This window comes from Nesterenkonia populi, from assembly GCF_007994735.1.
In the GTDB taxonomy this organism is placed as follows: domain Bacteria; phylum Actinomycetota; class Actinomycetes; order Actinomycetales; family Micrococcaceae; genus Nesterenkonia; species Nesterenkonia populi.
Map to the genome: position 1 here is coordinate 2,425,253 of NZ_VOIL01000001.1, position 25,936 is coordinate 2,451,188.

General features: G+C 65.9%; 23 protein-coding genes, 1 tRNA gene and 1 other RNA gene. 9 read left to right on the forward strand and 16 right to left on the reverse strand.

Translation table 11 applies throughout. From position 1 onward, the window contains the following. Positions 1-9: 9 nt before the first annotated feature. The 10 genes from FWJ47_RS11345 to FWJ47_RS11390 all read right to left on the reverse strand — a co-directional run bounded on the left by FWJ47_RS11345 (position 10) and on the right by FWJ47_RS11390 (position 11,047). The gene (locus tag FWJ47_RS11345) at positions 10-1,062 is read right to left on the reverse strand and encodes a TAXI family TRAP transporter solute-binding subunit (protein ID WP_147108339.1); all 1,053 of its coding nucleotides are present in this window, start codon (positions 1,060-1,062) and stop codon (positions 10-12) included. A 90-nt stretch (positions 1,063-1,152) separates the two neighbouring features. Then, on the reverse strand, positions 1,153-2,658 hold the full coding sequence (locus FWJ47_RS11350; RefSeq protein WP_147108341.1) for a sodium:solute symporter family protein: 1,506 nt from the start codon (positions 2,656-2,658) through the stop codon (positions 1,153-1,155). A gap of 3 nt (positions 2,659-2,661) precedes the next feature. Beyond that, positions 2,662-2,853, reverse strand: coding sequence for a hypothetical protein (locus tag FWJ47_RS11355; RefSeq protein ID WP_147108344.1), 192 nt, complete (start codon positions 2,851-2,853; stop codon positions 2,662-2,664). A 143-nt stretch (positions 2,854-2,996) separates the two neighbouring features. Then, positions 2,997-3,656 carry an SRPBCC family protein gene (locus tag FWJ47_RS11360; protein ID WP_147108347.1) on the reverse strand — a complete coding sequence of 220 codons (660 nt, stop codon included), beginning with the start codon at positions 3,654-3,656 and terminating at the stop codon, positions 2,997-2,999. Next, positions 3,653-4,195, reverse strand: a complete 543-nt coding sequence (locus FWJ47_RS11365; RefSeq protein WP_147108350.1) for a (2Fe-2S)-binding protein — start codon at positions 4,193-4,195, stop codon at positions 3,653-3,655. The genes FWJ47_RS11360 and FWJ47_RS11365 overlap by 4 nt, the downstream gene beginning before the upstream one ends. Positions 4,196-4,206: 11 nt before the next feature. Continuing rightward, entirely contained in the window at positions 4,207-6,588 is a 2,382-nt protein-coding gene (locus FWJ47_RS11370; protein WP_147108353.1) for a xanthine dehydrogenase family protein molybdopterin-binding subunit, read from the reverse strand. After that, positions 6,585-7,493, reverse strand: a complete 909-nt coding sequence (locus tag FWJ47_RS11375; protein ID WP_147108356.1) for an FAD binding domain-containing protein — start codon at positions 7,491-7,493, stop codon at positions 6,585-6,587. Before FWJ47_RS11375 ends, FWJ47_RS11370 begins: the two co-directional genes overlap by 4 nt. 27 nt (positions 7,494-7,520) lie before the next feature. Beyond that, positions 7,521-8,759, reverse strand: coding sequence for an FAD-dependent monooxygenase (locus FWJ47_RS11380; RefSeq protein WP_147108359.1), 1,239 nt, complete (start codon positions 8,757-8,759; stop codon positions 7,521-7,523). 252 nt (positions 8,760-9,011) lie between these two features. After that, entirely contained in the window at positions 9,012-9,278 is a 267-nt protein-coding gene (locus tag FWJ47_RS11385; protein WP_147108362.1) for a hypothetical protein, read from the reverse strand. Between the two features lie 62 nt (positions 9,279-9,340). Next, complete coding sequence (locus tag FWJ47_RS11390) at positions 9,341-11,047, reverse strand: 5-oxoprolinase subunit B/C family protein (protein WP_147108365.1); 1,707 nt, start codon at positions 11,045-11,047, stop codon at positions 9,341-9,343. 32 nt (positions 11,048-11,079) lie between these two features. Here FWJ47_RS11390 and FWJ47_RS11395 point away from each other — a divergent pair, with 32 nt between their 5' ends. The 5 genes from FWJ47_RS11395 (at position 11,080) to FWJ47_RS11415 (ending at position 17,637) form a co-directional block, all read left to right on the forward strand. Beyond that, a complete protein-coding gene (locus tag FWJ47_RS11395; protein WP_147108368.1) occupies positions 11,080-12,384 on the forward strand; it encodes an MFS transporter in 1,305 nt (434 codons plus the stop codon). A gap of 111 nt (positions 12,385-12,495) precedes the next feature. Next, positions 12,496-13,632, forward strand: a complete 1,137-nt coding sequence (locus tag FWJ47_RS11400; RefSeq protein WP_147108371.1) for a quaternary amine ABC transporter ATP-binding protein — start codon at positions 12,496-12,498, stop codon at positions 13,630-13,632. Next, positions 13,632-14,624, forward strand: coding sequence for an ABC transporter permease (locus FWJ47_RS11405; protein ID WP_246126286.1), 993 nt, complete (start codon positions 13,632-13,634; stop codon positions 14,622-14,624). Before FWJ47_RS11400 ends, FWJ47_RS11405 begins: the two co-directional genes overlap by 1 nt. A gap of 64 nt (positions 14,625-14,688) precedes the next feature. After that, positions 14,689-15,597: a glycine betaine ABC transporter substrate-binding protein gene (locus FWJ47_RS11410; protein WP_147108374.1), complete on the forward strand. Its 909-nt coding sequence runs from the start codon at positions 14,689-14,691 to the stop codon at positions 15,595-15,597. Between the two features lie 138 nt (positions 15,598-15,735). Then, the gene (locus tag FWJ47_RS11415; RefSeq protein ID WP_147108377.1) at positions 15,736-17,637 is read left to right on the forward strand and encodes a C69 family dipeptidase; all 1,902 of its coding nucleotides are present in this window, start codon (positions 15,736-15,738) and stop codon (positions 17,635-17,637) included. Positions 17,638-17,678: 41 nt separating this feature from the next. Here FWJ47_RS11415 and FWJ47_RS11420 read toward each other — a convergent pair whose 3' ends face one another. Beyond that, on the reverse strand, positions 17,679-18,215 hold the full coding sequence (locus FWJ47_RS11420; RefSeq protein WP_147108380.1) for an aldolase/citrate lyase/malate synthase family protein: 537 nt from the start codon (positions 18,213-18,215) through the stop codon (positions 17,679-17,681). A 269-nt stretch (positions 18,216-18,484) separates the two neighbouring features. On the opposite strand from FWJ47_RS11420, the gene FWJ47_RS11425 reads away from it, so the two are divergent. Continuing rightward, on the forward strand, positions 18,485-19,156 hold the full coding sequence (locus tag FWJ47_RS11425) for a thermonuclease family protein (RefSeq protein WP_147108385.1): 672 nt from the start codon (positions 18,485-18,487) through the stop codon (positions 19,154-19,156). Here the strand turns inward: FWJ47_RS11425 and FWJ47_RS11430 are convergent. The 3 genes from FWJ47_RS11430 to FWJ47_RS11440 form a co-directional block, all read right to left on the reverse strand. Beyond that, positions 19,153-19,563 carry a hypothetical protein gene (locus FWJ47_RS11430; RefSeq protein WP_246126287.1) on the reverse strand — a complete coding sequence of 137 codons (411 nt, stop codon included), beginning with the start codon at positions 19,561-19,563 and terminating at the stop codon, positions 19,153-19,155. The two genes, FWJ47_RS11425 and FWJ47_RS11430, sit on opposite strands and share 4 nt — an antisense overlap. Before the next feature lie 106 nt (positions 19,564-19,669). Further along, positions 19,670-19,757, reverse strand: a tRNA-Ser gene (locus FWJ47_RS11435). A gap of 115 nt (positions 19,758-19,872) precedes the next feature. Further along, on the reverse strand, positions 19,873-20,676 hold the full coding sequence (locus FWJ47_RS11440) for a tyrosine-protein phosphatase (protein WP_147108388.1): 804 nt from the start codon (positions 20,674-20,676) through the stop codon (positions 19,873-19,875). Between the two features lie 62 nt (positions 20,677-20,738). Here FWJ47_RS11440 and ffs point away from each other — a divergent pair. Together ffs and FWJ47_RS11450 are read left to right on the forward strand one after the other, a co-directional pair. After that, positions 20,739-20,835: signal recognition particle sRNA small type (gene ffs, locus FWJ47_RS11445), an RNA gene on the forward strand. Positions 20,836-20,930: 95 nt separating this feature from the next. Next, on the forward strand, positions 20,931-23,630 hold the full coding sequence (locus tag FWJ47_RS11450; RefSeq protein WP_147108391.1) for an ExeM/NucH family extracellular endonuclease: 2,700 nt from the start codon (positions 20,931-20,933) through the stop codon (positions 23,628-23,630). Here FWJ47_RS11450 and FWJ47_RS12465 read toward each other — a convergent pair. Together FWJ47_RS12465 and FWJ47_RS11455 are read right to left on the reverse strand one after the other, a co-directional pair. Further along, the gene (locus tag FWJ47_RS12465; protein WP_170228594.1) at positions 23,587-23,949 is read right to left on the reverse strand and encodes an MmyB family transcriptional regulator; all 363 of its coding nucleotides are present in this window, start codon (positions 23,947-23,949) and stop codon (positions 23,587-23,589) included. The two genes, FWJ47_RS11450 and FWJ47_RS12465, sit on opposite strands and share 44 nt — an antisense overlap. Before the next feature lie 143 nt (positions 23,950-24,092). After that, positions 24,093-25,112, reverse strand: a complete 1,020-nt coding sequence (locus tag FWJ47_RS11455) for an aldo/keto reductase (RefSeq protein ID WP_147108394.1) — start codon at positions 25,110-25,112, stop codon at positions 24,093-24,095. Between the two features lie 112 nt (positions 25,113-25,224). On the opposite strand from FWJ47_RS11455, the gene FWJ47_RS11460 reads away from it, so the two are divergent. Beyond that, a complete protein-coding gene (locus FWJ47_RS11460) occupies positions 25,225-25,836 on the forward strand; it encodes a TetR/AcrR family transcriptional regulator (RefSeq protein ID WP_246126288.1) in 612 nt (203 codons plus the stop codon). The last annotated feature ends 100 nt before the right edge of the window (positions 25,837-25,936 follow it).

A 25,936-nucleotide genomic window follows, 5' to 3' on the forward strand; every position in this document is an offset into this window, starting at 1 on the left:
GTGTCCTCCTCAGTCCAGGAGGCCGGCGTCGCGGTAGTACTGCTCAGCACCGGGATGCAACGGTACGGAGCCATTGATCTCCTCGGAGGCAGCCAGCTCGGGGTCGAACGGCTCAAGGCTTGCGTTAGCGTCCACGAGGCTCTGGTAGTTCTCCACGACTGCCTCGGTGATGGCGTAGGCCGCCTCGTCGTCCATGTCCTCAGAGGTGACGAGACCGGTCATCCAGCCCACCAGCCGCACCTCCTCCTCCTGGCCGTGGAATGTCCCTGCCGGGAGGGTCTCAGCGGTGATTCCCCATTCATCGGCAAGATGGTCAAGTGCCTCGTCGGTGTACTCAAGGAACTCGATGTCGGCCTGTTGGGCCAGTTCAGTGACCGCTGGGTAGCCGTCCGCCACAGACTGGAACCAGAGGTCCGCACGGCCGTCACGGACCGCGTCAGCAGAGACGTCTACACCGGTGTATTCGATGCTGCCGCCCCATTCCTCAATCTCTTCCAGACTGCTTCCGTGGGCTTCGAGGAGCATGGGGGTTAGCGCCTCCTCTGCTGAACCGGCGGGCAGAGCGAAGATGTCTGTGCCCATTTCCTGGTCTATCACGTCCTGGAGGGTCTCGGCCTCAAGGCCGCCGGGCGCCATAAGTCCCATGTAGTACTCGTCCATGCCGCCGACGAGTACACGGAGGTTGTCGAACTCTTCCTCTTCAAAGGGCGTACCTTCGGCGCCCTCGTAGGCCCATTCGGTGAAGGTGTTGAAGGACAGTGCCAGATCGACGTCGCCCTCGGCCACCAGCTCCGGGTTGCCGATCCCGCCTGAGTAGGTCAGGACCTCAATGTTGCTGATGTCCTCGCTGTGCTCCTGGACTTCACCGGCGACGCCTATGCCGTAGCTGTACCACGCCGTCCCCTGAGCCATACTGGCCAGGGAATATTCGCCCTCGCCGAGATCTGGGGCTTCCTCGCCGTCGGCGGCTTCGGCGTCCTCGTCGGCGCCAACTTCACCACACGCGGTTAGCCCCAGAAGTCCGAGGATGGCCAGAGATGCTGATGTGCGTCGGATATTCATGATTGCTCCTGAGTCAGTTAGTGCTCAATGCGTAGTGAGCAAGAGCTTCCGCGATCGTTTGCTTTTCAACGTGCAGTTCGCGTGATGCGCCTACGGCGCGAGGGCCTCTTCCTCGTCAGGCTCCTCCGCGCTCTTCTTCCTCTTAGGCGGCTTCCTGGAGCTGGTGATGAACTCCTCTGCCCGCTCCTTGGGGGCAGGTGTAGCGAGGCTGATTCCTACGAAGAGGGCAGTGGACACCAGCAGCCCCCAGACACCGCTTCCCTGGTTCAGGAATCGGTACCCGGTGTACTCCAGGCCCAGCACCATCGCCCCGGCCGCAATCACTGAGACAATCACTGCGGAGCCGGTGCCGCGCTTCCAGAAGAACGCCCCCACAGTGGGCGGAACGATGACGAGAAGTCCGGCAGAGGCTGCCACGGAAAGCACTGCAATCAGATCCAGCTCCAGGTGGGCGAACCAGAACGCAAGCAGAGCGACTACGGGAAGAACTGCCTTTCCGATGATCAGCTGAGTCTTCTCCGAGGTGCCCTTCTTAGCGACGGCATAGACGTCACGGGTGAACATGGAGGAGAGGGTCAGCATGATCGAGTCGATCGTAGAGATACAGGCGGCAAGAATGCCGATCATCACAATGATGGCCAGCGGAACCGGCACCAGATCGGAGCCCAGCAAGGTGGGAGTAGCCTGATCCGCGGCCTCCAAGTCAGGGAACTCCAGCATTGCAGTGAAGCCCCAGATCACCGAAATCATCGTGTAGATGAACCCGAAGAGCAGGAAGCCCAAGAGCATCTTGCGCAGATCCTTCATGGAGGCCGGGGTGTAGAGGCGCTGGCTGACCTGCGGGTTGGAGATGGCGAAGAAGATCCATGGAAGCGCCAGCCCGAGGAACGTGCTGAAGGTGAAGTAACCGGTGCCGGGCACGCTCATAGCCCCAGGCTCGGCCTCTAAGCGGCCGAAGAAAGTTCCGATGCCACCCATCTGCCAGATAATGATGACCACCACGAGCGTCGCGCTGACGATCATCATGATCGACTGCAGGGAGTCCGTCCAGGCCACCGAACGGAGGCCGGCCACCGTGGCGAACAGAATGGCCAGGATGGTGGCCAGCACCGTCCCAGCGGTGAAGCTGATCGCCCCGCCCGACATACCGCTGAGCAAGTAGCCGACGCCGGCCAGCTGCACCCCTGCGTAAGGGATCAGGAAGACGCAGCTGGCAAGTGCCGTCGTCATACCGGCGGCCCGACTGCGGTAACGGTGACCGAGCATTTCCGAGGGGGTCACAAAGCCGAACTTCTGTCCTACTCGCCAGAAGCGCGGACCGAAGATGAGGATGAGGCTCACACCGCAGAGGTAGAGCAGCTCGAAGCCGAGTGCGCCCACGCCGCCTGCATAGGTGAGGCCTGCCAGACCCACCATCATGAAGGCGCTGTAGGTGGTGGCGGAGTAGCTCATGGCGGATACGAAGCCGCCCATCTTGCGTCCGCCGAGGAAATAATCAGACATGTCCTTGGACTTGCCTGCTCGGGACGCCACCGCCGCCACAAGCGCGATGACCACGTAAATGGTCACGCCGAACCAGATCCAGGATGCTTCCATCGCTCAGTCCTCCCACTCAAACGCAACAACGAAGTTGATAATGATCACGGCGACGGTCGCCAGCGTCCAGAAGAGGAAGCTGCCGTACCAGGCGTCGACGTCGGTCAGGAGGGTGTAGGGCACAATGAACTGCGCAAGCATGAGGATCGGGATTGCGGCCAGGAGCCACAACGTACTCGGTTTTGTCTCTTCCATTCAATGGTCCTTTCAAAGGTGCGGGTGAATAGGGACCGGCTGAAAGGGACGCGGAACCTGTCTGCCGTCCGTCACCTATCTCTCTAAGCTCTGTGACGGTGAGAGCCGGAGCGCTCAGGCATGACCTGGGCACTCGGAGTTACTCATCGGCGCCTCCCAAATGCTCTTACGATCAGCCATCCTTGAACCATTCCGGCCGCGAAGGCACCGGCAATCGCTAGCTTCCTGCGTGCCTCTTCGGGGAGCAGAAGGCCGAGACCGTCAAAGCTCTCCTCATGGGGCGCTGAACCAGGTGATGCGGCAGCCCGCTGAGCGGGAGCGTCCGTGCGCGGAGTTGATGCGGCCTCGACCGTTTCTCCGTTCTTGAGGAGGTTGGCTAGATTGTTGGCGAACTGTTGGAGGATGCGGTCTGCGACGCTGCTGATGGCCCCCTTGCCGAATGCCACAATCTTGCCGCTGATGACCATGTCCGTCTCAATCAGCAGCCGGGCAGCCTGCCCACCGTCCTCATCCACAGTGACGGTCACTTCAGCTTCGGCGTCACCGTTTCCGTTGATGTCTTCGCCCTTGCCTTTGAGCCTGAGTGTCCGGCTGCCCTCGTCCACCTCCAAGAACCGGAGCCGTCCCGCATAGGTCATAGAGACCGGTCCCACCTTGATCTTGACCCGCCCGAGGTGCTCATCACCTTCCTGCCCCTCGATCACAGCTCCGGGAAGGCAGGAGGCGACGCGTTCGACATCAGTGAAGACAGCAAAGACATCATCTGCCGGGGCGGCGACCTGTGCCTGGTTGGTCAACTTCATGCCTGGTTTTCCTCCTTGTTCTGCGGAACTGCGGCGGCGAAGCTGCATCCGGAACAATCTGCCGACTGACGGCGCTTAGAGGTGCACTCCACCGCGTCGACAATGGTCTGGTAGCCGGTGCACCGGCAGAGGTTCGCGGAGATGCACTCCCTGACCTGCTCGCGCGAAGGGTTGGGTTCCTCGGCAAGGAATCCTTCAGCCAGCATGAGCATGCCGGGCGTGCAGAAGCCGCACTGCAGCCCGTGGTGGCGGGAGAATTCCTCCTGCAGGTCGTTGAGCTCCTCGGGTGTCCCCAGGGACTCCACCGTACGGATGACCCGCCCTTCCGCCTGTGCGGCGAAGATGAGGCATGCCCGCGCGGGCTTGTCATCGACGAGCACAGTGCAGGCTCCACAGACTCCGTGTTCGCAGCCCACGTGTGTGCCGGTGAGGAACAGCTCGTGGCGAAGCACATCAACGAGGGTCATCCGGGGATCACAGATCACCTCGTGGTCCTCACCGTTGACCTGCAACGTCAACAGCTGCTTGTTTTCTGACATTCGGGTCTGCATCAGGCCTCCTGAAGCTTGGAAGTCGTGGTGGCAGCGAAGAGGGCGGCGTGAATGTCCCGCGAGGTGATCGGCACGTGCGAAAACTCCGCACCGGTACCCCGACAGGCGTCGTTGATAGCGTTCACCACGGCCGCCGGGGCTCCGATCGTTCCCCCCTCTCCGGCGCCTTTAGCCCCAGTTTCGTTGAACAAGCACGGGGTCTCCAGATGGTGAATCTCAATATCGGGGATCTCCTGCGCTGTCGGGGTTCGGTAGTCCATGAAGCTGCCGGCCAGGGGGTGACCGGCAGCGTCGTACTCGATCTCTTCGAAGAGGGCGCCGGCGATGCCCTGAGCAATTCCGCCGCGGGCCTGGCCCTCCACCACCTGAGGGTTGATGGCCACGCCACAGTCCTCGACGCAGAGGAAACTGAGGATCTCTGGCTGACCGGTTCCCTCATGAACTTCCACCAGCGCAGCGTGGGTGGCATTGGAGAAGGTGCCGTCGTTGAAGACGTCGAAAGAGTCCGATTCGGACAACCCGGGGGGCATCCCCTCCGGAAGACGCTGCGCCTGCAGGTACGCCACAGTTGCGATCTCAGTGTGGGAAACGGATCGTTCGGGCTCGCCCAGCACCCGGACCCCTCCGTGGTGCATCTCCACCTGATCGGCTTCAGCCTCAAGCAAGTGGGCGCCCAGAGCCAGCATCTTCTCCTTGAGGCGGCTAGCAGCATTGCGCACTGCACTGCCTCCCACCACGATTGAGCGGCTGGCGAAAGTGCCCCAGCCGTAGGGGACACGCTCAGTGTCTCCCTGCTCGAGACGCACTGCGGAGAGCTCCACCCCCAGAACATCCGCGGCGATCTGGGACATGGTGGTCTCATGGCTCTGCCCGTGGTTGATCGTGGCTGAGGTGATCGTGACCGCGCCGGTGAAGTCCATACGTGCCTCCGCGAGATCGAAGCCAGGAACTGCCTTCATCTTCCGCTGGGCGAAGGCTCCGGTGCCGTAGCCGGTCCGCTCGCTGAAGCAGGAGTAGCCTATGCCGATGCGGCGGCCCTCCTCCGCCGCCTTCTGCTGCATCTGAGGCCATCCCCTCTCCTGGACGAGCTTCTCGCAGAGCTCCAGGGACTCCAGGTATGAGCCGGGGTCGTATGTGATGTTGTTGACCGACTTGTAGGGAAACTCAGTGATGAGGTTCCGCCGGCGGATATCCACCGAGGTCATACCCAGCTCGGCAGCGGCCCTCTCCATAATGTGCTCGAGCAGCAGAACATATTGGGGCCGGCTCACTCCCCGGTAGGGAGCTGTGGGCGCCTTGTTGGTGGTCACAGCTCGCCCCCGCACACGGTACGCGCCGAGGCGGTAGACGCCCGGCATTTCAGCCGAGGCCATAAGCGGTTCGATCCCCGCCGTGAAGGGATAGACCGAGTAGGCGCCCATGTCGCAGATCACGTCCACGTCCAGGGCAAGAAACTCACCGTCGGAGGAAAATGCTGCGCGTGCAGTGTAATGCTGTTGCCGGGCGAGGAAAGCAGCGGTCAGCGCCTCGCGCCGGTCCTCGATCCACTTCACAGGTTTGCGCAGCCGGAGGGCTGCAGCGGCAGTGGCGATTTCCTCTCGGCTGACCACACATTTCTGCCCGAACCCGCCGCCCATGTCCGGCACCACAATACGAACCTGCCGCTCCAGCAGGCCCAGGGACTCTGCAGCAACAGTTCGGACCTGATGGGGCGTCTGAGTACAGGTGTGGACCACCATCTGTTCGCTGCGGTCATCCCACTGGGCGAGCGCACCGCGGGTTTCCAAGGGCAGGGCGTTCTGCCGTCCAGTCCGCAGGTCCACCTCAACCACGGTGTGCGCTTCATCGAGGATCCTGTCGATGCCTTCTGTGGCGAAGAGTGAAACATCCACCAGCGTGTTCTGAGGCGCTTCCTCATGCACGACGGGAGCTCCTGCACTGAGCGCCTGATCATCGCCGAGCACGGGATCCAGCGGATCGTAGGAGACATCGACCTGCTCCGCCGCGTCCTCTGCGGCATAGGGGTCGGAGGCTACGACGACGGCGATCGGCTCCCCTACGAAACGAACTTTGCCCGAGGCGAGAATGGGCATCGCCGTCTCAGCCCATTCCTTAGCAGGACGGTCGAGGCCTGCGACGATAGGCCCCAGACGAAGGTCCTCCGCGGTGAACACCGCTGCGACGCCGGGCATCTGCTGTGCCTCCGCTGAGTCGATGCCGATGAGACGGGCGTGCGCGTGGGCGGAGCGGACGAAGACGGCATGGAGCATTCCCGGTGCGTGCATGTCGTCGACAAAACGTCCTCGTCCACTGAGCAGACGGGGATCCTCACGGCGGGCAGCAGAGGAGCCGACGAGGGTTTTGGTGCTATTGGGCTTCATTGCTTCTGCCCTTTCTGCTCAAGGGGCGCCCGGGACTTCTTCTCCAAGGCGCTCCGGCATGCTTCGATCACCAGACGCTTCGCCAATGAGGACCGATAGGAAATGTCGTGGGGGTCGGGTTCGCCTCCGCTGGCGAAAAATTCCTCGACAGCATGTGAGGCGGCCTCCCCGCACTTCTGGAACCGGTCGTCGTGGGCCATGCTCCGCGCCTGAAGGATCTCTTCTGCGGCTGTAACCCTTAGTGGAGCGGGCGCCACGCCCCCTAGGACGATGCGTCCGCCCTGGGGCCGGCTGCCTTCCATGGTGAGGCTGACGCCTGCCGCGACGACCGCGAAGTCACCGGCGCGCTCGGCGTACTCGGTGACGGCAGCGTGGGGGGCGGGCTGCGGGAAGCGGATCTCGATCAGGATCTCGTCAGGTTCCAGAGCTGTCATGTAGAGACCGAAGAGGAAGTCTTCCGCTGGGACCTCTCTGCGCCCAGCTGGGCCTTCCACCACCATCACGGCGTTGAGCAGCACAGCCAGAAGGTTCCACTCGGCGGTGGAGTCGGCGTGGGCCATGCTTCCTCCAACGGTGCCCAGTGTGCGGATGGGCAGGTGGCCCACCCATTTCATGGTCTCTCGGAGCACCTCGTAGCCCTCCAGCACGCCGTCGGCCCGCTCGACGTCGTGGTGGGTGCAGAGGGCTCCGATGTGCAGGCCGTTGTTGTCGCGCTGCAGGTAGCGCAGCTCTTTTATCGCAGTGATGTCCACGAGATGCTCGGGGCGGGCCAGGCGGAAGCTCATCATTGGAACCAAGCTTTGGCCTCCGGCGATCACCTTGGCCTCTTCTCCGAGCTGGGCGAGCAGCCGGACGGCATCCTCTGCGGAGCGTGCACGGTGATAGGTGAAGGGGGCGGGCTTCATGTACAGCGTCCCATCTTTGACTTGGAGTCAGACCGCACTGGGCTCAGCCGCCTTCAACGGAGTGCCGGAGTAGACGGAGTCGAGGGTCTTTTCGACCGGGTCAGGCTCGAGGGCATATGTCCGGTCACGCGCCTCCTGCTCGGGGCCGTCGTGCAGGTGCCATTTGTATTGATTAGACAGCGCCGCGTGCTGAGCCTGATGTGCGTAGGGAGCGCGCCGCGCCGCATAGTTCGCCAGGGCACTGGGAATGTCATGGGACGCTTCGCCAAGCTCTTCGGCGAGCACGTAGGCATCCTCGACGGACTGGGAGGCGCCCTGCGCCACGTAGGGCACCATGGAGTGGCATGCGTCGCCCAGCAGCGCCACGGAGCCCCGCGTCCATTCGGAGAACGAGTCTTGGCGCATCAGGGAGAAGAGCAGGATCCCGAAGTTCTTCTTGGCGAAGAGGTGCTGCAGACGATCGTCCCACCCCTGGTAGGCCGCGATGAGGTCCTCCACGGGGGCCTGTCGACGTCCGACCGCTAAGATCTCCTCATCGCTTGGGAGCATCCCGACGAAGTTGATGTACTGGTTGTTCCGGATGGGGTACACAGCGAGATGCTTATCGGGGCCGACCCAGTAGTTGTTAACCTGGCTGTCTGCGAAGAACCGGGTCACGGGGTCTGCCAGCACGCCGGCGCCGTCAAAGAGAACGCGGAAGCACATGTCGCCGGAGTCGAGCACTTCGTCCGGAGCACCGATGGATGTCCGCACAGCTGAGCGGATGCCATCGGCACCGATGACGAGGTCGCCGGTATAGCGCGTGCCGTTCTGGTCGAGCACTGTGGGCCGGTCCGAGTCGATGCCCTCCACTGTTTCTGCCCGGATCCCAGTCTTGACGACACAGGGCTGGCCGGGCGCCTCCTCGGAGACGGCATCAGCATGCAGAAGGGAGTGGAGGTCAGCACGGTGCAGCTGCAGGTACGGAGCACCGTAGCGGCTCAGGGCATAACCTCCCAGGTGAGTCTTGCCCAGAACCTGACCGTTGTCCCATCGACGGTATGCGATTTCCTGCACCAGGGGTGAGAGCCGCAGCAGTTCGTCTCCCAAGCCCAGGCTTTGGAGAATGCGCATAGCGTTGGGGCTGATCTGGATTCCAGCACCGACCTCCCCCAGCTCCTCAGCCTGCTCCAGTACTGTGACAGTGAAACCGCGACGGCGCAGAACAGCAGCAGCCGTCAAGCCGCCGATTCCGGCACCGCAGATGATGACTTCCTTCAGATCCAACTGCGCTCCTCCAGTCCAGGACGGACACCCTCAGTGAGGCCCCGATTACCATTGTGCGATAGCTTGCGAGAACGTTTGCACTAAACCTAGATGGCACCATGAATGAAGGTCAAAGACTCAGCGAATGTTTTACGTGCCGTTCACAAAACAGTGCCGCAACGTGCATAGCAACCTCAAAATCTGCGTCTTCTGAAATATTCCAGAAACAACTCAAAGCCTTCTGAGTCTTTGTCGCGAGCCACAGCGATCCATTCACGCGCTGTAGGTGGTGGCCGAGTAGCTCATCGCGGAGACGAGACCGCCCATGCGGCGGCCGCCGAGGAAGTAGTCAGACATGCTGGCGGCTTTGCCCGCCCGGGAGACGAAGGCGGCGACCAGCGCGATCAGGGCGCCGACTGTCCAGAACAGGAAGCTGCCGTACCAGGCGTTGACCTCGCTCAGCAGCGTGTAGGGCACCAGGAGCATCAGCAGCACAACGACGCCGATGGCCCCGTACAGCCAGGGTCTGTGAGTCCGCATGAACTTGTACGGTACTCCTGCCCAGTAAATTTTCAGGTTTGCGACGGGCGTCGTGCCGCCGGTCACACTGGCTGCAGGGTCTCCGGATCCACCGCTTGGAAAACGGCCGAGGTGCCGGGCGGAAGCTGTCCTGCCAGGCCAAGATCCTCACGCACGACGACGCCGATCACCGGGCAGCTCCTGGTCACCGGGTGATCCGCCAGGAACAGCACGGGTTCGCCGTTCGGGGGCACCTGGATCGCCCCGCGCACCACCGGCTCGCTGGGCAGCCGCCCCTCTGCGGTGACCTCCAGCGGCTCACCGTCCTCGGGGACCAGACGAGCGCCGACCCGGTCAACGTCCCTGCTGACCGTCCACCGCTGCCGCTGCAGCGCCTCCACACCTGGATTGCGGCGACGCGGACGGTCAGCGTCGCCGAACCAGGCCTCGCGGGGGCCAGGCACGAACCGCAGCACCACCGGCCCCGCCCCCGGCAGCGGGGTGCGGGCCACGTCCGCGATCCCGACGAAGCGGGAGGTCACCCCGTCCAGCGCGAACCGGTCCCCCGCCTTCACGGCGGGCGGACCCAGCCCGGAGAGCGTGTCCGTGGATCGGCTGCCCAGCACCCGTGGGGCCTCCAGCCCTCCGGAGACGGCCACATAGCTGCGCATTCCGGCCGTCGGAGCGGCGATGCTCAGCCGCTCCCCGGCATACATCCAGAACGGAGCCCGCTGCGGCACCTCCCGAGACTCCCACACCTCTTCCAAGGAAATCGCCCCAGTACCGCTGAACGCCATATTGGAGCGGTCCTGGGGCGCCGGGGCACTGACCTCCAGGTCTGCCTCCGCACCGGTCACCGCCAGCACGCAGGTCTGTCGGACCTCCAGCTCGAAGCCGCCGAAGAGCACCTCAAACGCCGCGGCGCCGTCGTCATTGCCGACCAGCTGGTTCGCCTGCCGCAGCGCAGCAACATCGGCGGCGCCCGAGCGGGGTGCCCCCAGCTCGGCGCACCCCCGGCGGCCCACATCCTGGACCAGGGCCTGCGCGCCGGGCGTGATCACCTCCATCACCGGATCGCGCACCTCGCCGGAGGCCGGCGATGCCGGCTCTGCCACCTCAATGCGCTCTGTGACCGGCACATAGCGCACGCGATCTCCGGGCCGGATCAGCGCCGGCCCCTCCTGACCGCTGCGGGTGAGGTCCCAGAGCGGGGCGTCACTGGTGCCGATCAGCTGCCAGCTGCCGGACGAGGAGCGCGGATGCACCGCGGAGAACTCCCCGGCGAGCGCCACCGCCCCCGCCGGGACCCTCGTCCGAGGAGAGGCGCGCCGAGGAACCTCCGCGCCGCCGGCCAGCAGCTCAGACTTTCGGGGCCGCTTCCGCCGGACGAGTTCCTCCGGCACGCAGTGGGCGAAACCGGGGGCGAGCCCTCCGAAGGCGCCCACCCAGACGGTCCGGATGTGCCAGCTGATGAGCGCCTCCCGGGTGATGCTCAGCTGCTCGGCGAGCGCCTCGAGGTCCTCGCCGTCGTAGTGGACCCGGACCTGGACCTCACGGGCCTTCTCGGCCCGAGGCGGACGAGGCCGGAGTCGGCGGATCTGCTTAGCTGCGGACACGGTCTCCCGGCGGGAGCGGAAGGTCAGCAGCACAGTGCGCGCCGCGGCCACCGCCTCCGTCTGCCCGGCCAGCGGGGAGGCCTTCACATGGGCGTGGAACGCCATGACCTCTGCGAGGGTGCCGAACTCCGCGATCAGCGCACGCTGACCGGCGGGAAGGACGGCGTCGGGCATCTGGGCAGGCTCCTCATGGGACAATCAAAGACGTGGTTGATGATACGTCGCAGGGTCAAGGCGCTTCGCAGCCCGCGGCCGCTGCGCCGAAGCCGCAGCTGTTCACCCGCGACTTCCTGTTCGCCACCCTGATCAACCTGCTGATCACCACCACCTTCTTCACGCTGGTCACCGGGATGGCCGTGTACGCAGCCTCCGTGTTCTCCGCCGGGGAGACAGCTGCCGGGTTCGCCGCCAGCTCCTTTGTGGTGGGAGCCCTGGGCGCCCGCGTGTTCGCCGGGAAGTACGTCAACACGCTGGGCCGCAGGGCTGTGATGATCAGCTGCCTGGCCGTCTTCACGCTCGCCACGGTGGCCTATCTCGCCGTGGGCTCCTACGAGGTGCTGATCGCGGTGCGGATCGTTCACGGCATCGCCCTGGGGTTCGCGCAGACCGCCCTGACCGCCTCCGTCTTCGACATCATCCCGAAGTCCCGCCGCGGGGAGGGCTCCGGCTACTACCTGCTGGCCAACGCCCTGCCGCCTGCCCTGGGCCCGCTGCTGTCCATCCAGCTCTCTGAGCGCTACGGGTTCGACGCCATGTTCTGGGTGGTCAGCGCCCTCTCCGCCCTGGCCTTCGGACTGGCGCTGCTGATGCGCATCCCGGAGATCAAGCGCCCCGGGGCGAGCTGGTGGGAGCGGCTGTCGCTGCGCCCCTCAGACATCATCGAGCCGAGGATCTTCGCCGTCGCCCTGGTGGCGATGCTGCTGGGGCTGACCTTCGCCTCGGTGATGACCTTCCTCAACGGCTACGCCCGCGAGCTGGGCATGCTCGACGCCGCCTCCGTGTACTTCCTGCTGTACTCGGCAGGGATGCTGACGACCCGGCTGTTCACCGGGCGGATCCAAGACCGGTTCGGGGACAACTCCGTCATCTACCCCGCGCTGTGCCTGTTCGTGGGCTCAATGGCGCTGACCGCCTGGGCCCCGGGGTCCTGGGCGCTGTACGTGGGCGGGCTGCTGGCCGGCGGCGGCTTCGGCACCATGCTGCCGGCGCTGCAGGCGGTGATCGCCAACGCGCTGCCCACCCACCGGATCAGCATCGGCGTCTCCACCTTCTTCATCTGCATGGACGTCGGCTTCGGGTTCGCGCCGCTCACCCTGGGACCGGTGGTGGAGGCTGTGGGGTACCAGGCGATGTACAGCGCCTGCGCCGTCGTCGTCGCCCTGAACCTGGGGCTGTACTGGCTGGTGCACGGCCGCTACAGCGTCAAGCAGGGAGTCCACCGCAGGGGTCCGCTGGCCGGGCAGCGCCGACCCGAGACCGGCGTGATGCCTGCCGTTGCAGGAGGCCGATGACCGTCCGGGCAGCCCAGGTGCAATACACCTGTCGCTTCATCTTCACCCAGGTGCAACACAGGCTTTGCTATGTTGAAGTGTTGAATCTTGCACCAGAGGGAGACTGAGGTTTTGAGCCAAAGTGGTCATGCCGCTGCACCAGCAGTGAGCGTCCAGAACGTATACAAAGCCTTCGGCCGGCGGCCGAAGCAGCTCGTGAAGCGTCTCAAAGAGGGCGCGACGCGGCAGGAGCTGAAGTCTCAGGGGACCGCCGCTGTCATTGACGCCAGCTTCGACGTCAAGCCCGGCGAGATCTTTGTGGTGATGGGCCTCTCCGGCTCAGGCAAGTCCACTCTGATCCGCACGCTGAACGGCCTGCAGCCGCCGACGGACGGCGTGGTGGAGATCATGGGCCAGGACATCACCGCGGCGAACAGGACTGAACTGCGCCGCCTGCGGCGCGAGCACCTGGCGATGGTCTTCCAGCACTTCGCGCTGTTCCCGCACCGCACCGTGCTGGACAACGCCGCCTACGGCCTGGAGATCCAGGGCGTGGAGAGGGGCGAGCGGCGGGCCCGGGCCGAGGAGATCCTGTCCAAGGTCGGCCTCGAGAGCTGGGGCGCCCACTACCCCGACGAGCTCTCCGGCGGCATGCAGCAGCGCGTCGGGCTGGCCCGGGCGCTGGCTGCCGACACCGACATCATGCTCATGGACGAGGCGTTCTCCGCTTTGGACCCGCTCATCCGGCGCGAGATGCAGGGCCAGCTGCTGCACCTGCAGAAAGAGCTGGGCAAGACCATCGTGTTCATCACCCACGACCTCAACGAGGCCATGTACCTCGGAGACCGGATCGCGGTGATGAAGGACGGCAGGATCGCCCAGATCGGCACCCCGGAGGACATCCTCTCCCGCCCCGCGGACGACTACGTGGCCTCCTTCATCGCCGATGTGGACCGCACCAGGGTCCTGACCGCCGAGTCCGTCATGGTCCCGCCTGCCGCCCTCTCAGCCGAGGAGCAGTCCCGGGCCAGGGCCACCACCGTCAAGGCTGGGATGACCCTGCAGGAGCTGGTCCCGGTCGCCATCCGCTCCGACGGGGCAGTCGCCGTGGAGGGCGACGGCCGCGACGGCGAGCCCGTACAGATGGGATACGTGAAGCTGAGCAACCTGCTGGAGGCCATGTCGCCTCCCGAGACCACCGGGACGACCCCAGTGGTGCCCGAGCCCCAGACCACCCCCACCGCCAAGACTGAGGGAGAGGGTGCGTGATGGCTGACGAGGCGATCGACTTCCGCATCCCGCTCGGCGAGTGGGCCGAGACCGCTGAGGACTGGGTCCAGGAGGTCTTCGACACCCCGCTGGGCTGGCTCGCCGACCTCATGCGGATGCTCTTCAACCTGGTGACCGACGGGCTCGCCGCGGTGCTGCCCTTCGAGGTTCCCGAGTGGGCTCCGCTCATCCTCGCCCTCGTCATCGGCGCGGCCCTGTACTTCATCACCCGGTCGTGGAAGCTCGGGCTGGGCTCGACCCTCATGCTCGGGCTGATCCTCGGCGGACTGCACCTGCCGCCCTGGTACATCGCAGCCCTTGTCTTCGCCGGCATCGCCTGGCTCGCGAAATCCTGGAAGCTGGCGCTGGGCACCTTGGCCGGCATGGTCCTGATCTTCGGAGTGGACCTCTGGGAAGAGGCCATGGACACCCTCGGCCTGGTCACCGTCGCCACCCTGATCTCCGTGGTGGTCGGCGTCCCCTTGGGCATCGCCGCCGCCTACTCCAAGACGTTCTCCACCATCCTGCGGCCGATCCTGGACTTCCTCCAGACCATGCCGCCGATGGTCTACCTGATCCCGGCCATCGCGTTCTTCAGCGTCGGCGTGGTCCCCGGCATGGTTGCGACCATCCTGTTCTCCATGGCGCCCTCGGCCCGACTCACCGAGCTGGGCATCCGCGGCGTGGACTCCGAGGTGGTGGAGGCCGCCGAGGCCTTCGGAGCCGGCACCCCGCGCATCCTCCGCCAGGTCCAGCTGCCGCTCGCGGTGCCGACCATCATGGCCGGCATCAACCAGGTCATCATGCTGGGCCTGTCCATGGTCGTCATCGCCGGCATGGTCGGCGCGGGCGCCCTGGGCGGCGAGGTGACCCGAGCACTCGCCAGCAACAACCTGGCGCTCGGCGTCGAAGCCGGCATCTGCGTGGTCGTCCTGGCCATGTTCCTGGACCGCATCACCGCCTACTCCGGCCGCACCGGCAGCAATCACTGAGCGTGTCCGGCACCGACAGACCTGTCCGCACCCGAATAGGAACAAAGGAAGAAAGGATCGAAAGATGACACTCGCAACTTCGAAGTTCATCAAGTCAGCCGCAGTGCTCTCCGTGCTCGGCCTGGCCCTGAGCGCATGCGCCGACGACAACGGCGAAACCGAGGACAACGGCGCCGAGGCCGATGAGGGCGGGGAGATCACCATCTCCATGTTCGCCGGCTGGGAAGAGGGCATCGTCGCGACCCACCTCTGGGAGATCGTCCTGGAGGAGGAGGGCTATGACGTCACCATCGAGGAGTCCGAGCCCGGGGTCGCCTACGCAGGCCTGGCCAACGAGGACTACGACATCAACCTCGACGCCTGGCTGCCCGTCACCCACGAGTCCTACTGGGACGAGTACGGCGACGACCTGGAGGACTTCGGCGCCTGGAACGACGAGGTGTACCTGACCCTCGCCGTCAACGACGACGCTCCCATCGAGTCCCTCGAGGAGCTGGCTGACAACGCTGACGAGTTCGGCAACACCATCTACGGCATCGAGCCCGGTGCGGGCCTGACCGAAGCCACCGAGGATGAGGTCATCCCCACCTACGAGCTGGAGGACATGGACTTCGTCACCTCCTCCACCTCCGCGATGATCGCCGAGCTGGACAGCCACATGGACGACGGCGAGAACGTCGTCGTCACCCTGTGGCGTCCGCACTGGACCTACGGCGAGTACGACATCCGCGACCTTGAGGACCCGGAGGGCACCCTCGGTGATGAGGAGGGCGTCAACGTGGTGGCACGCGACGGCTTCTCCGAGGATCACCCTGAGGTGGCTGAGTGGCTCGAGAACTTCGAGATGGAGACCGAAATGCTCAACGATCTCCTGAGCCACACCTTCGGCGGCGATGAGGACGGCGAGCCCCGTGACCTGGTCGAGGAGTGGGTCGATGAGAACCGTGACTACGTGGATGGCCTGACCGACTGATCCGTCGGCTTACAGCCTCCACCGCGTCATACGCGGCTTAGCATGGGCCCCGGGGAGCACCGTCTCCCCGGGGCTTCTCTGTGACCGCACAGGTACATCGCAGAAGTCCTGCACAACCGAAAAGGAAGTACGCAGCTTATGGTTCAGGGCATCACAGCCCGAGCCCTTGCTGGGCTCACCGCAGCCGGCCTGGCCCTCAGCATCGCTGCCCCCGCCTCAGCCGAGCAGGAGCAGCCCGAGGTCGGGAACACCCGCGTCTCCTCGGAACTCGACGACCCAGACAAGTCCATCGCGTTCTACGTCGGCAAGAATCTCACCGAAGCTGGCCACACCCTGCTGGGCGGCTTCGGCCACGAGCCTTCCAGCCATTGGCTGGAGATCGTTCCCGCCCAGGACCATCCTGAGGGCGCAACAGTGGAGGTCGGCGCCACCGAGGACGCCGATATGCCTGGCGAGCTGACTGAAATCCCCCAGGTCGATCACACCTACCGCTATATCACCTCCAACTACTCCGAATTCGCCGGGTTCCCGGCCCCGCTGATGAACGGCGGGCTCAACGAGCACAACGTGGCTGGTCGCGACGTGTGGTCCAACTCCCGCGAAGAACTTTGGGACATGACCCCGGAGGGCCAGACCGGCCCTCAGTACTCGGACCTCTCCCGGTTCGCCATGGAGCGGGCCGCCAGCGCACGGGAGGCGGTAGAGGTGATCGGGACGCTCATCGATGAGCACGGCTACACCACCTACGGCCGAAACTCCCACATGTTCGCGGACGAGGAGGAGGGCTGGGTGTTCGTCCAGTTCGCCGGCGGCGAGGGCCTTTGGGCGGCGGAGCGGCTCGGCCCCGAGGACGTGCGGGTCTCCTACCCCGGCTACATCCACGAGTTCCCAGTCGAGGCCGTGGAGGAGGACCACCCGGATTTTATGGGCTCCGAGAACCTGGTTGAGTTTGCCGAGGAGCAGGGCTGGTACGACCCGCACGAGGATGAGGACTTCAACCTCCAGGACGTCTACGGGCAGCCGTTCCCCGCCGATGAGTTTGCGGTCAACGAGACCGCTGACCCGGACGACCCGGCTCCCTACCGCAACCCCATCTCTCTGGAGGAGGAGCTGCTCGAGTTCGACGGGGTCACCCTGGAGGACATGCAACGGCTCAACCGTGACCCCCGCTGGTCAGACGACCGTGCCGGGTATGGACAAGTCGCCGAGCTGCGCGATGACCTCGAGGATCCGGACCTGGCCACTCTGTGGGTCGCCCCGACCGCCGCCGCCACCGCTCCCTACATCCCCGTCGCGATCGGCACCGAGGAACTGCCGGTGGAGTACACCCAGCACCGGTACCTCACCTCAGGGGCCGCTGCGACGTTCCTGGACCCTGAATTCGCCGAGCAGGAGGCCACCGAGTACGCCACGCAGACGTACAAGCGACTTATGTATGCCGCCTGCTCCCGGCCGGAGGACCACCTGGTCGATGTCACCGCGGCATTTGAAGGGTTCGACGCTGAGTCCCTGCAGGATTGGGAAAGCGTAATCGAGGAGGCCTCTGGGGCCGATGACCCCTCCGAAGTGCTCACGGACTACTCCTACCACCGGGCGCTGCAGGGGCTGGCTCTGGGCAACCGCCTCCTCGACCAGGCGCTGCTCGCCTCCCGCGAGGACGGCGGTCTGCACGAGCCTGAAGTGGAGATTGAGGAGGGCACCACCGCCTCAGCCCGCTCCCAGCCCATGGAGCTGAGGGGCGAGGAGGCCGCCCGGGACCGTTTCCACTGCGACGTGGGCGGCGGCTGGCCTGACGGTAACAGCCTGGAGCGCGCCGGAGAGTACGGCGACCCTGAGAACATTCCGGACTACTCCGAGACCCGGGTTTCTGGCTACGGCACTGTCGCTGAGGACGGAGATGCTGACGACGCCCCCGAGGCTGCCTCCGGCACGGAAGCGAACCAAGTCGGCCTGGCCTGGGGCGCGGGCGGACTCGCCCTGGGCGCCCTGGCGGGTGCCACGATCGTCGCGTTGATCCTGCGCCGCCGGAAGGCGCAGTGAGATAGGACTACCCGCCTCTGGCCAGTCCCACTGCTGGAGTGTCAGGCAGCCAGGACCGCTGCGGTCTCCTGCTCCTCCTCCGCATCGGCGGCACTGAAGCAGATTGCACGGATGGTTCCCCCGGGCAGGTCCAGCAGCTGCTCAGCCCGCTGGAACAGGTCCTGCCAGAGCCGCAGCTCATCCTCCGACTCCAGGCCCAGCAGTGAGATGAACGGGGCGCGGCCCTCATCCAGCAGACGGCGGCCGTTGCGGTGCAGGTGCAGACCGAAGTCCACGACTCCTGCCGAAGATGCCTCGCCGTCGGACTGAATCCTGGCCTCAGCACGCGCCAGGCCTCGCGGGGTGATGAAGGTGCAGGGCGGCTCCGCCAGATGCTTGCCCACCAGCGCCGACCATGAGGCCGCGAAGTCCTCGGCCTCGCCGCGAGCATCCACGCTGGCCTCCCCCGCAGCCCGGAGGCTGGCGATGCGAGGGCCGAACTCCTCGTGCAGCTGCCCCAGGAACTGCAGCAGGTCCTCCGTGAAGACCTCATCCTGCCGGGGGGCCCGCTCAGCGGTGATAGTGATCTTGGTGCTCATGGCTGACTCCTTTGTCAACGAATCGAAATGTCCTGCTTCTGCTGTGTCCCGCCCTCAGCTCGCCGTTGAGCCGAAGCCGGTGCGACCTCCTCGCCGCCTGGTGAGACCAGTCTGCCCACTCCGCGACCCGGTGCACCGCGGATTCCGGAAAAAGATCCGCACATCTTCGCAATCCGAAAGAAACTGTGGTCCGAGTGACTCGAACCACATTCGCATGGGGCCTGTGGACAGCGGCCAGCGCCCTCCCCGACGCGGATAGGCTGAATCGCATGCCGTCCAGAAGCCGCATGCAGCGATCCAGCCGTCGTGATGCCGACGAGGCAGTTCGCCGCGGCATTCGAACACACCAGCGCACCGGCGGCAGCCACCATGCGCGCAGTCGTGCCGGACAGGCAGTCTGGGTCTGGCTCGGGGTGCTGCTCCTGGTGATCGCCGCCGCCGCATCGCTGAGCTGGCTCCAGCACAGCGAACGCAAGCAGCTGGGCAGCAGCGAAGACTACCCGAACGGGCAGACCGCAGTGCTGGAGCGGGTTGTCGACGGAGACACGGTCGTCGTGGATCTCGACGGGACGGAGGAACGAGTACGGCTGCTGAACATCGACACGCCGGAGTCGGTTCACCCGGACCAGCCCGTGGAGTGTCTCGGCCCGGAGGCCAGCGAACGGATCAGCCAGCTGATCAGCCCCGGCGACGAGCTGATCCTGGAGTTCGACCTGGACGTCCGCGACCATTACGACCGCCTTCTCGCCGGCCTCTATGCCGGCGACCTCTTCGTCAACGAGCAGATGGCGAAGGACGGCTACGGGGCGCCGGCATACTACGAGCCCAATGACCGCTTCTTGGCCGTGATCGAAGACGCCTGGGAAGAGGCGAAGGCCGCCGGCAACGGAATGTTTGCCGACGGCCTTCCCTGTGAGCCTGAGGTTCCGGACTACCCCTAGGCGGCGTTCTCCTTCTTCCACCGGCGCGCGGAGATGAAGCTGCGCACCCCGAGGACCAGGTACACGATCAGCGCCACCAGGGTGATGAGGGCGGAGATGACCGCGCCGGGCCGCTCCGCCTCGCCGGCGAAGAGGTCGCCCAGGCTCATGAGCGGCATGATCATGGACAGTGCGCCCAGCAGCGCCACCACGAGGGCGATGTGAATGCCTGCCATCAGGCTCTTCAGCGCCAGCGCGCCGGAGGCAAGCAGCAGCAGGCCGACCACTGAGGGGATCAGCGCAGTGAAGTGCTGGGTGTCGTTCAGCATGGAGAGCAGGTAGCCGGCCACACCGACGACGACGAGCAGTCCTCCGGTGATGAAGGTCAGTCGGGGCATCGGGCTCTTGGCGTTCACGGTCGAAGTCATAGCCACCAGTCTACTTCTACGGGCTGTAGAACTCGACCCTCCGAGGTCACCCCGGCACAGAGGAAGCCCCCGCCGCATCTGCTGCAGCGGGGGCTTCCTCCATCGGCGGTGACGGTGGGATTTGAACCCACGGTAGGGGGTTGCCCTACACAACGATTCCAGCGTTGCTCCTTCGGCCGCTCGGACACGTCACCCTGATTCAGCTGCGCCCCGAACCGGACGGACCGGATCAAGAGCGAAATACATCCTATACGAAAGCACCGGGCGAACGCACATCCGCAGCTGCGTCGGCGGAGTGCGCACTGAGGCTCACTGCACCAGCTTGGCGTGCAGCCGCTCCGCCAGCGGGTCAGCCTGCCGGTGGGCCCCCACCAGCTCCATCAGCCCGGACTGCCCGCCGAGCTCGGTGAGCATCGCATCCATCGACTCCGGGGTAGCCCCCAGCAGCGGGTGGTCCGAGGCGAAGAACTCCTGGGCCTTCCGCTCATCCTCGCTGATCTCAGCCGCTGAGGCCCGCCCCTTGATGTATGCGGCTTCCGCCAGCCGGGCGAAGATGGCCGTCAGGTTCTGCTCCGTGCGGGAGTAGTCCTCCACGACGACGTCCCGGGGGGCTCCCAGCAGGGTCAGCACCACCCCGGCGAGGATGCCGGTGCGGTCCTTGCCGGCGGCGCAGTGGAAGAGGGTGCCGCCGTCGTTGCCCGCCATCACGCTCAGCCCCTGGACAACCTCCTGAGAGTGGCTGCGCACCAGGGAGGCGTACCAGCGGCCCACATCCCGGGGCGATTTCATGCTCGGAGCGGCCTTCACCAGGGCCATCGGGTTCACCGCGGCCTCAGCCAGGGGCAGGTGGTGGGCGCGCATTCCCAGCGCCTCAGCAGCGGCATGGGGCGAGGCCTGCGACTCCGGGGTGGAGCGGAGGTCCAGCACGGCGGTGACTCCCTGGTCGGCCAGGGAGCGGATCTCGTCCTGGGGAGAGAGGGTGGGGTCGTCGGAGCGCCACAGCCAGCCCGGCCGCACCACGCCGTCGTCGACCTTGATCCCGCCCAGGTCACGAATATTGACCAGGGGCTGGGCGGTCTCGGGCACGGACGCGGCAGCAAGGTTCTCAAGCATCGCTGCACATCTTATCGGCGGATCAGGTTCGCCTCACCCCATCCGCGGCAGGTACGATTGATCCTGGCCCCACGCGTGGTGCCATCCTGCCGAACTCCCCCAGGACCGGAAGGTAGCAAGGGTAGGCGGGCTCTGGCAGGTGCGCGTGGGGCTCTTTAGTGCCCGGAGCCCCTCTTTCTGCGCCCCAGGTCATACTTGTGCAGGTTCCGCCGAGGCTCCCCGAACTTCGCACCGCACTGGGTACTCTTGACCCTATGCGCTCGCGTCTCCTCTCCGGCCTGACGGCCTCCGCCCTGGCAGCCGCCCTGCTCGGCACGGCCCCCGCATCGGCCGAGGAGACAGAAGACCCGTCCCCTACCCCTGCCGCCCCCGCAGCCACAGAGACGGAGACCACTGAGCCAGCAGACGGAACCTCCTCGCCTGCCAGCTCCGAAGGGACGGACGACGACGAGTCTCCCTCCCCCAGCAGCACAGAGTCGGAGCCCCCGGACCCGACCGGGACGGACGACCCCGAGCCCACCGAGAACGACCCCGGGCGCACACCCATCCCGGAGGTCAATGAGCTGATCGACGGCGGCGCTGAGGATGAGGCCGTGACCACCTCCGGCGTGGTGACTGCGGTCTATCCGGAGGAGCGCAGCTTCGGCGGCTTCTACATCCAGGCCGCCGGCACCGGCGAAGACCTGGACCCCGCTGAGCAGGACTACTCTGAGGCGATCTTCGTCTACTCCCCCTGGAGCGTCGACGGCGACGTTCAGGCCGGGGACTACGTGGAGATCACCGGCGACGCCGGCACCTACAACGACCAGCCCCAGATCAGCCTCTTCCCCGGCTCCGAGGACACCCCGCATCACGAGCTGGCCGTCATCGAGGACGCTCCCGGGGAGGTCACCCCTGCCGAGATCGCGTTCCCCGAGTCATCCGAGGAGCGGGACGCGATCATGGGCATGCTCATCGAGCCGCAGGGCACCTACACAGTCACCGACCACTACACCCTGCACCAGTACGGGGAGATCGGCATCGTCGCCGGCGAGCACCCCCTCTACAACCCCACCAGCGTGGTCTCCCCCGGCGCCGAGGCCGAGGCCCGGGGCGCCCATAACAGCGAACGCCTGTTCTACCTCGACGACGGCTCCACCGCGAACCTGCAGAACAGCGACCTGGAGCTGCCCTACATCACCGCCGAGAGCCCCGTGCGAGTGGGCGCTGAGGTGACCTGGGAGCAGCCGGTCATCGTCGACTACGACTTCGGCGAGTACCGCCTGCAGCCCACAGATCGGCTCGACGGCCCCGAGGACGAGGCCACCCCCGCCAGCTTCGAGAACACCCGGGAGGGCAGTGAGGCTCCCGCACCCCGAGCTGCTGATCTGCGCATCGCCGGATTCAACGTGCTGAACTACTTCGTGCATCTCGGCGAGGATGAGCCCGGCTGCGACTACTACGAGGACCGCGAGGGCAGCCCGACCACCGCTGACTGGTGCGACGTCCGCGGCGCCTGGAGCAGCGAGTCCTTCGAGCGCCAGCAGGGCAAGATCGTCTCCGCGATCAATGCCATGGACGCCGATATGGTCGCCCTGCAGGAGGTCGAGAACTCCGGTCACTTCAGCCCCGACGGCGACCGCGACTACGCCCACGCCCGCCTGGTGGAGGCCCTCAACGAAGACCTCGGCTACGAGGCCTGGGACTACGTCGCCGAACCCGACGCCGTCCCGCCTCTGGGCGAGGAGGACGTGATCCGCAACGGCTACATCTACAAGCCCGAGGCCCTTGAGGTGGTGGACTCCTGGATCCTCTTCGATGAGGGGATCGAAGAGCTCGACGGCGAGCACTTCGAGAGCCTGGACCGCGACCTCGCGGACATCTACTCCAACGCCCGCGAGCCCTTCGCCGTCCAGTTCCAGCCCGCTGAAGGGGGCGAGGAGGACCAGTTCCTCGCCATCGTGAACCACTTCAAGTCCAAGGGCGCATCCGGCGTCTCCGAGGACTCCCCCAACGCGGACCAGGGCGACGGCCAATCTCCCTGGAACTACGACCGCATCCACCAGGCCGAGGGCGTGCAGGCCTTCGCCGACGCGCTCAGCGAGCACACCGGGGTGGAGAACGTCCACCTGATGGGCGACTTCAACTCCTATGAGCGGGAGGACCCGCTGCAGGTCTTCTTCGACCAGGGCTACACCAACCTCTCCGCCGAGACCGGCCACCACTCCTACATGTTCGACGCCGAGGTCGGCTCCCTGGACCACCTCATCTCCTCCTCCAGCGCCGCCGAGACGGTCGAGCGGACGCAGATCTGGCAGATCAACGCCGTCGAGCCCATCGCCCTGGAGTACAGCCGATACAACTCCAGCGCCTCGGACCTCTTCCGCCTCGACCCCTGGCGCTCCTCCGACCACGAGCCGATCATCGCCGACATCACCCTCAGCGAAGAGCCGGAGAGCGGCGCCGGGCCCTCCCCGTCCCCCACTGAGACCGCGACACCGGGTGACTCGCCCGACGAGGAGGACGAGGACGAGCTGAGCACCGGCAGCGTCAGCCTCTCCCCCGACACGGCAGCGGCCGGCGACTCCATCACCGTCACCGCTGAGGGCTTCGGAGCCGATGAGGAGCTCCTCATCGTCTTCAACCCCGCCCTCAGCGAAGCGAGCACCGACGAGAGCGGCACCGCCGAAGCGCAGATCACCATCCCCGAGGAGGTCGCACCGGGGACCTACACCGTGGAGGTGACGGGACAGGAATCAGGCATCACCGGCTCCGCGGAGCTGACCGTCACCGAAGCCTCACCTGCCCCCCCCGGTGCCTCCGACAGCGGTCCCCAGACCGAGCAGCAGACCGGAAGCCTCGCCCGCACCGGCTTCACCATCGGCGGCATCCTCCTCGCCGCCCTCGTCCTCCTCGGCGCCGGAGCAGCCCTCATCGCCCTCCGCGCACGCGAGGACCTCGAGCTCTTCGACTGATTCCGGCCGGCGGCGCACCGTTCGCCTCCCCAGTGGCCAACAGTCTCAGCGCATCGACGGAGTCCGACCCGGTGTCGGCATCGTAGATGAACAGAATCTGATCGTCATCGTCGGCCGGGGGGAGCGCCTGGTAGGTGATGGTGAGGTCACCCACCAGTGGATGGTGATAGCTCTTGATGCCCGTGGTGCGCTGCCGCACACGGTTGCGCGCCCACAGCTTCCGAAACTCCGGGCTATGGATGGACGGCTCCCCCACCAGGGCGCCCAGTACAGGATCGTCCGGGTGCTTCCCGGTGTCCCGCAGATGCCGGAGGCGCAGGAGGTTCCACTACTGCGGGCAAGGCACGGAGCCGACGCACAGAGCAGCCCGCTGAGTTGTTCACCGGAGAGGAACTCAGCGGGCTGCTCGCGGGGATGCCTGCCGCGTGCGCACCGCATCTGCGGCGGGCGCGGCCTCCTAGGTCAGGCCGCGGAGCGCTCGGCGGCCGGGCGCCGGCGCAGATGGGGTGTCTGGATGGCCGGGGGCTGGTATTCCTGATCGAGGGCGCTGACGTCGGTGCCGGGCGGCACAATCTGATCGATCTTGTCGAGAACCTCGTCCGAGAGCACGACGTCGGCCCCCGCCAGCAGGTCGTCCAGGTGGGCCATGGTGCGCGGGCCCAGCAGCGCGCTGGTGACCCCGGGATGAGCGATGGTGAACGCCATGGCCAGGTGTGTCATGGGCAATCCGGCTTCTTCCGCGATGGGGATGAGCTGCTCCACCACGTCGAGGCGCCGCTCGTCGGTGAGGTGCCGGGAGAACTGTGCGCGCTTGAGGTCGTTGGTGCCGCCCTTGCGGACGCGCCCGGTGAGCAGGCCCTGGCCGAATGGGCCCCATACCAGCGTTCCCATCCCGTACTGCTGAGCCACGGGCAGGACCTCTCGTTCCACGCCGCGGTTGAGGATGGAGTAGGGGGGCTGCTCGGTTCGGAAGCGCTGCAGCCCACGCCGCTCGGCCACCCACTGGGCCTCCACCATCATCGAGGATGGCGTCGTCGAGGAGCCGATGGCCCGGATCTTGCCAGCCTGGACCAGGTCGGTGAGCGCTGAGAGGGTCTCCTCCAGATCGGTGTTCGGGTCAGGCCGGTGGAGCTGGTAGATGTCGATGTAGTCGGTGCCCAGTCGTCGCAGGGAGTCCTCGACGGCGGTGGTGATCCAGCGCCGTGACCCGCCCTGGCGGTTGGGGTCCTCCCCCATCGGCATGCCGACCTTGGTGGCAAGGACCACCTCGTCGCGGCGGCCCTTGATCGCCTTGCCGAGGACGTCTTCGGCGTCGCCGTACCGGTCGGCACAGTCGACGAGGTTGACGCCGGCATCCAGCGCCTTGTTGATGATCCGTCCGGATTCTTCGGGCTCGTTGCCCATGGCGGTGGCGAACATCAGTGTGCCCAGGGCGTAGGGACTGACCTGGATGCCTGTCTGGCCGAGAGTGCGGTATTTCATGGATCTCCTTGGTGAGGATGGAGGGTGCAGAGAAGACGCCTAAGCGGAACGCCTTTCCGGAACAATACGGAATGATTTTCCGCTTCGCAAGGGCACAAGGCATACTGGTGCCGTGACACCGATCGACAGCACGGCCGCGCAGCCGCCCGCGGAGGGCCGGGCCCGCCGCAGACGCGCCGACGCCGAACGCAACCTGAGCGCGCTCCTGGATGCGGCCAAGGCCGTCTTCGCCGCCTCAGGCGTCCATGCCCCGGCCAAGGAGATCACTGACAACGCCGGACTGGGCGTGGGAACGCTGTACCGCCACTTCCCGCGGCGGGCAGATCTGGTGGTCGCCGTCCTGCGGCATGAGATTGACGCATGCGCCGAGGCAGCCGCGGCAATGCGCGCCGAGCACACTCCCTACGAGGCACTGCGTCAGTGGGTTTCCCGCTACGTGGAACTGGTGGGCACCAAACGCGGACTCGCCGAGGCTCTGCACTCGGACGATCAGGCCTTCGCCGGCCTGCGCGATGACGTCGCCGAACGCCTGGAGCCCGTGGTCACCGAGCTCATCGCGGACGCGCTTGACGCAGACGAGATGGTTGCCGGACTGGACGCGCGCGAGCTGCTCTACGCCATCGGCCTGCTCGGCCAGCCCGTCCCGGCTGCCGACATCGGCGCAGACTACAACCAGCGGATGGTCGCGGTCTTCATGGAAGGGCTGCGTCACTCACCAAACTGACGTCCCGGGACAGACAGGGCTCCGAGGCCCCCACGGCTGAAGCACAGAGCAGCTCCCCTCCCGAACATCAGGAAGAGGAGATGCTCTGCAGGGGCAGGAG

Bases quoted from the DNA above. Each gene is read 5' to 3' on its own strand.
- FWJ47_RS11405 (WP_246126286.1), top strand. From the start codon at position 13,632: ATGGCTGACGAGGCGATCGACTTCCGCATCCCGCTCGGCGAGTGGGCC.
- FWJ47_RS11410 (WP_147108374.1), top strand. From the start codon at position 14,689: ATGACACTCGCAACTTCGAAGTTCATCAAGTCAGCCGCAGTGCTCTCC.
- FWJ47_RS11375 (WP_147108356.1), bottom strand. From the start codon at position 7,493: ATGAAGCCCGCCCCCTTCACCTATCACCGTGCACGCTCCGCAGAGGAT.
- FWJ47_RS11355 (WP_147108344.1), bottom strand. From the start codon at position 2,853: ATGGAAGAGACAAAACCGAGTACGTTGTGGCTCCTGGCCGCAATCCCG.
- FWJ47_RS11370 (WP_147108353.1), bottom strand. From the start codon at position 6,588: ATGAAGCCCAATAGCACCAAAACCCTCGTCGGCTCCTCTGCTGCCCGC.
- FWJ47_RS11350 (WP_147108341.1), bottom strand. From the start codon at position 2,658: ATGGAAGCATCCTGGATCTGGTTCGGCGTGACCATTTACGTGGTCATC.
- FWJ47_RS11440 (WP_147108388.1), bottom strand. From the start codon at position 20,676: ATGCTTGAGAACCTTGCTGCCGCGTCCGTGCCCGAGACCGCCCAGCCC.
- FWJ47_RS11345 (WP_147108339.1), bottom strand. From the start codon at position 1,062: ATGAATATCCGACGCACATCAGCATCTCTGGCCATCCTCGGACTTCTG.
- FWJ47_RS11365 (WP_147108350.1), bottom strand. From the start codon at position 4,195: ATGTCAGAAAACAAGCAGCTGTTGACGTTGCAGGTCAACGGTGAGGAC.
- FWJ47_RS11450 (WP_147108391.1), top strand. From the start codon at position 20,931: ATGCGCTCGCGTCTCCTCTCCGGCCTGACGGCCTCCGCCCTGGCAGCC.
- FWJ47_RS11360 (WP_147108347.1), bottom strand. From the start codon at position 3,656: ATGAAGTTGACCAACCAGGCACAGGTCGCCGCCCCGGCAGATGATGTC.
- FWJ47_RS11385 (WP_147108362.1), bottom strand. From the start codon at position 9,278: ATGCGGACTCACAGACCCTGGCTGTACGGGGCCATCGGCGTCGTTGTG.
- FWJ47_RS11430 (WP_246126287.1), bottom strand. From the start codon at position 19,563: ATGACTTCGACCGTGAACGCCAAGAGCCCGATGCCCCGACTGACCTTC.
- FWJ47_RS11415 (WP_147108377.1), top strand. From the start codon at position 15,736: ATGGTTCAGGGCATCACAGCCCGAGCCCTTGCTGGGCTCACCGCAGCC.
- FWJ47_RS11420 (WP_147108380.1), bottom strand. From the start codon at position 18,215: ATGAGCACCAAGATCACTATCACCGCTGAGCGGGCCCCCCGGCAGGAT.
- FWJ47_RS11425 (WP_147108385.1), top strand. From the start codon at position 18,485: ATGCCGTCCAGAAGCCGCATGCAGCGATCCAGCCGTCGTGATGCCGAC.
- FWJ47_RS11455 (WP_147108394.1), bottom strand. From the start codon at position 25,112: ATGAAATACCGCACTCTCGGCCAGACAGGCATCCAGGTCAGTCCCTAC.
- FWJ47_RS11390 (WP_147108365.1), bottom strand. From the start codon at position 11,047: ATGCCCGACGCCGTCCTTCCCGCCGGTCAGCGTGCGCTGATCGCGGAG.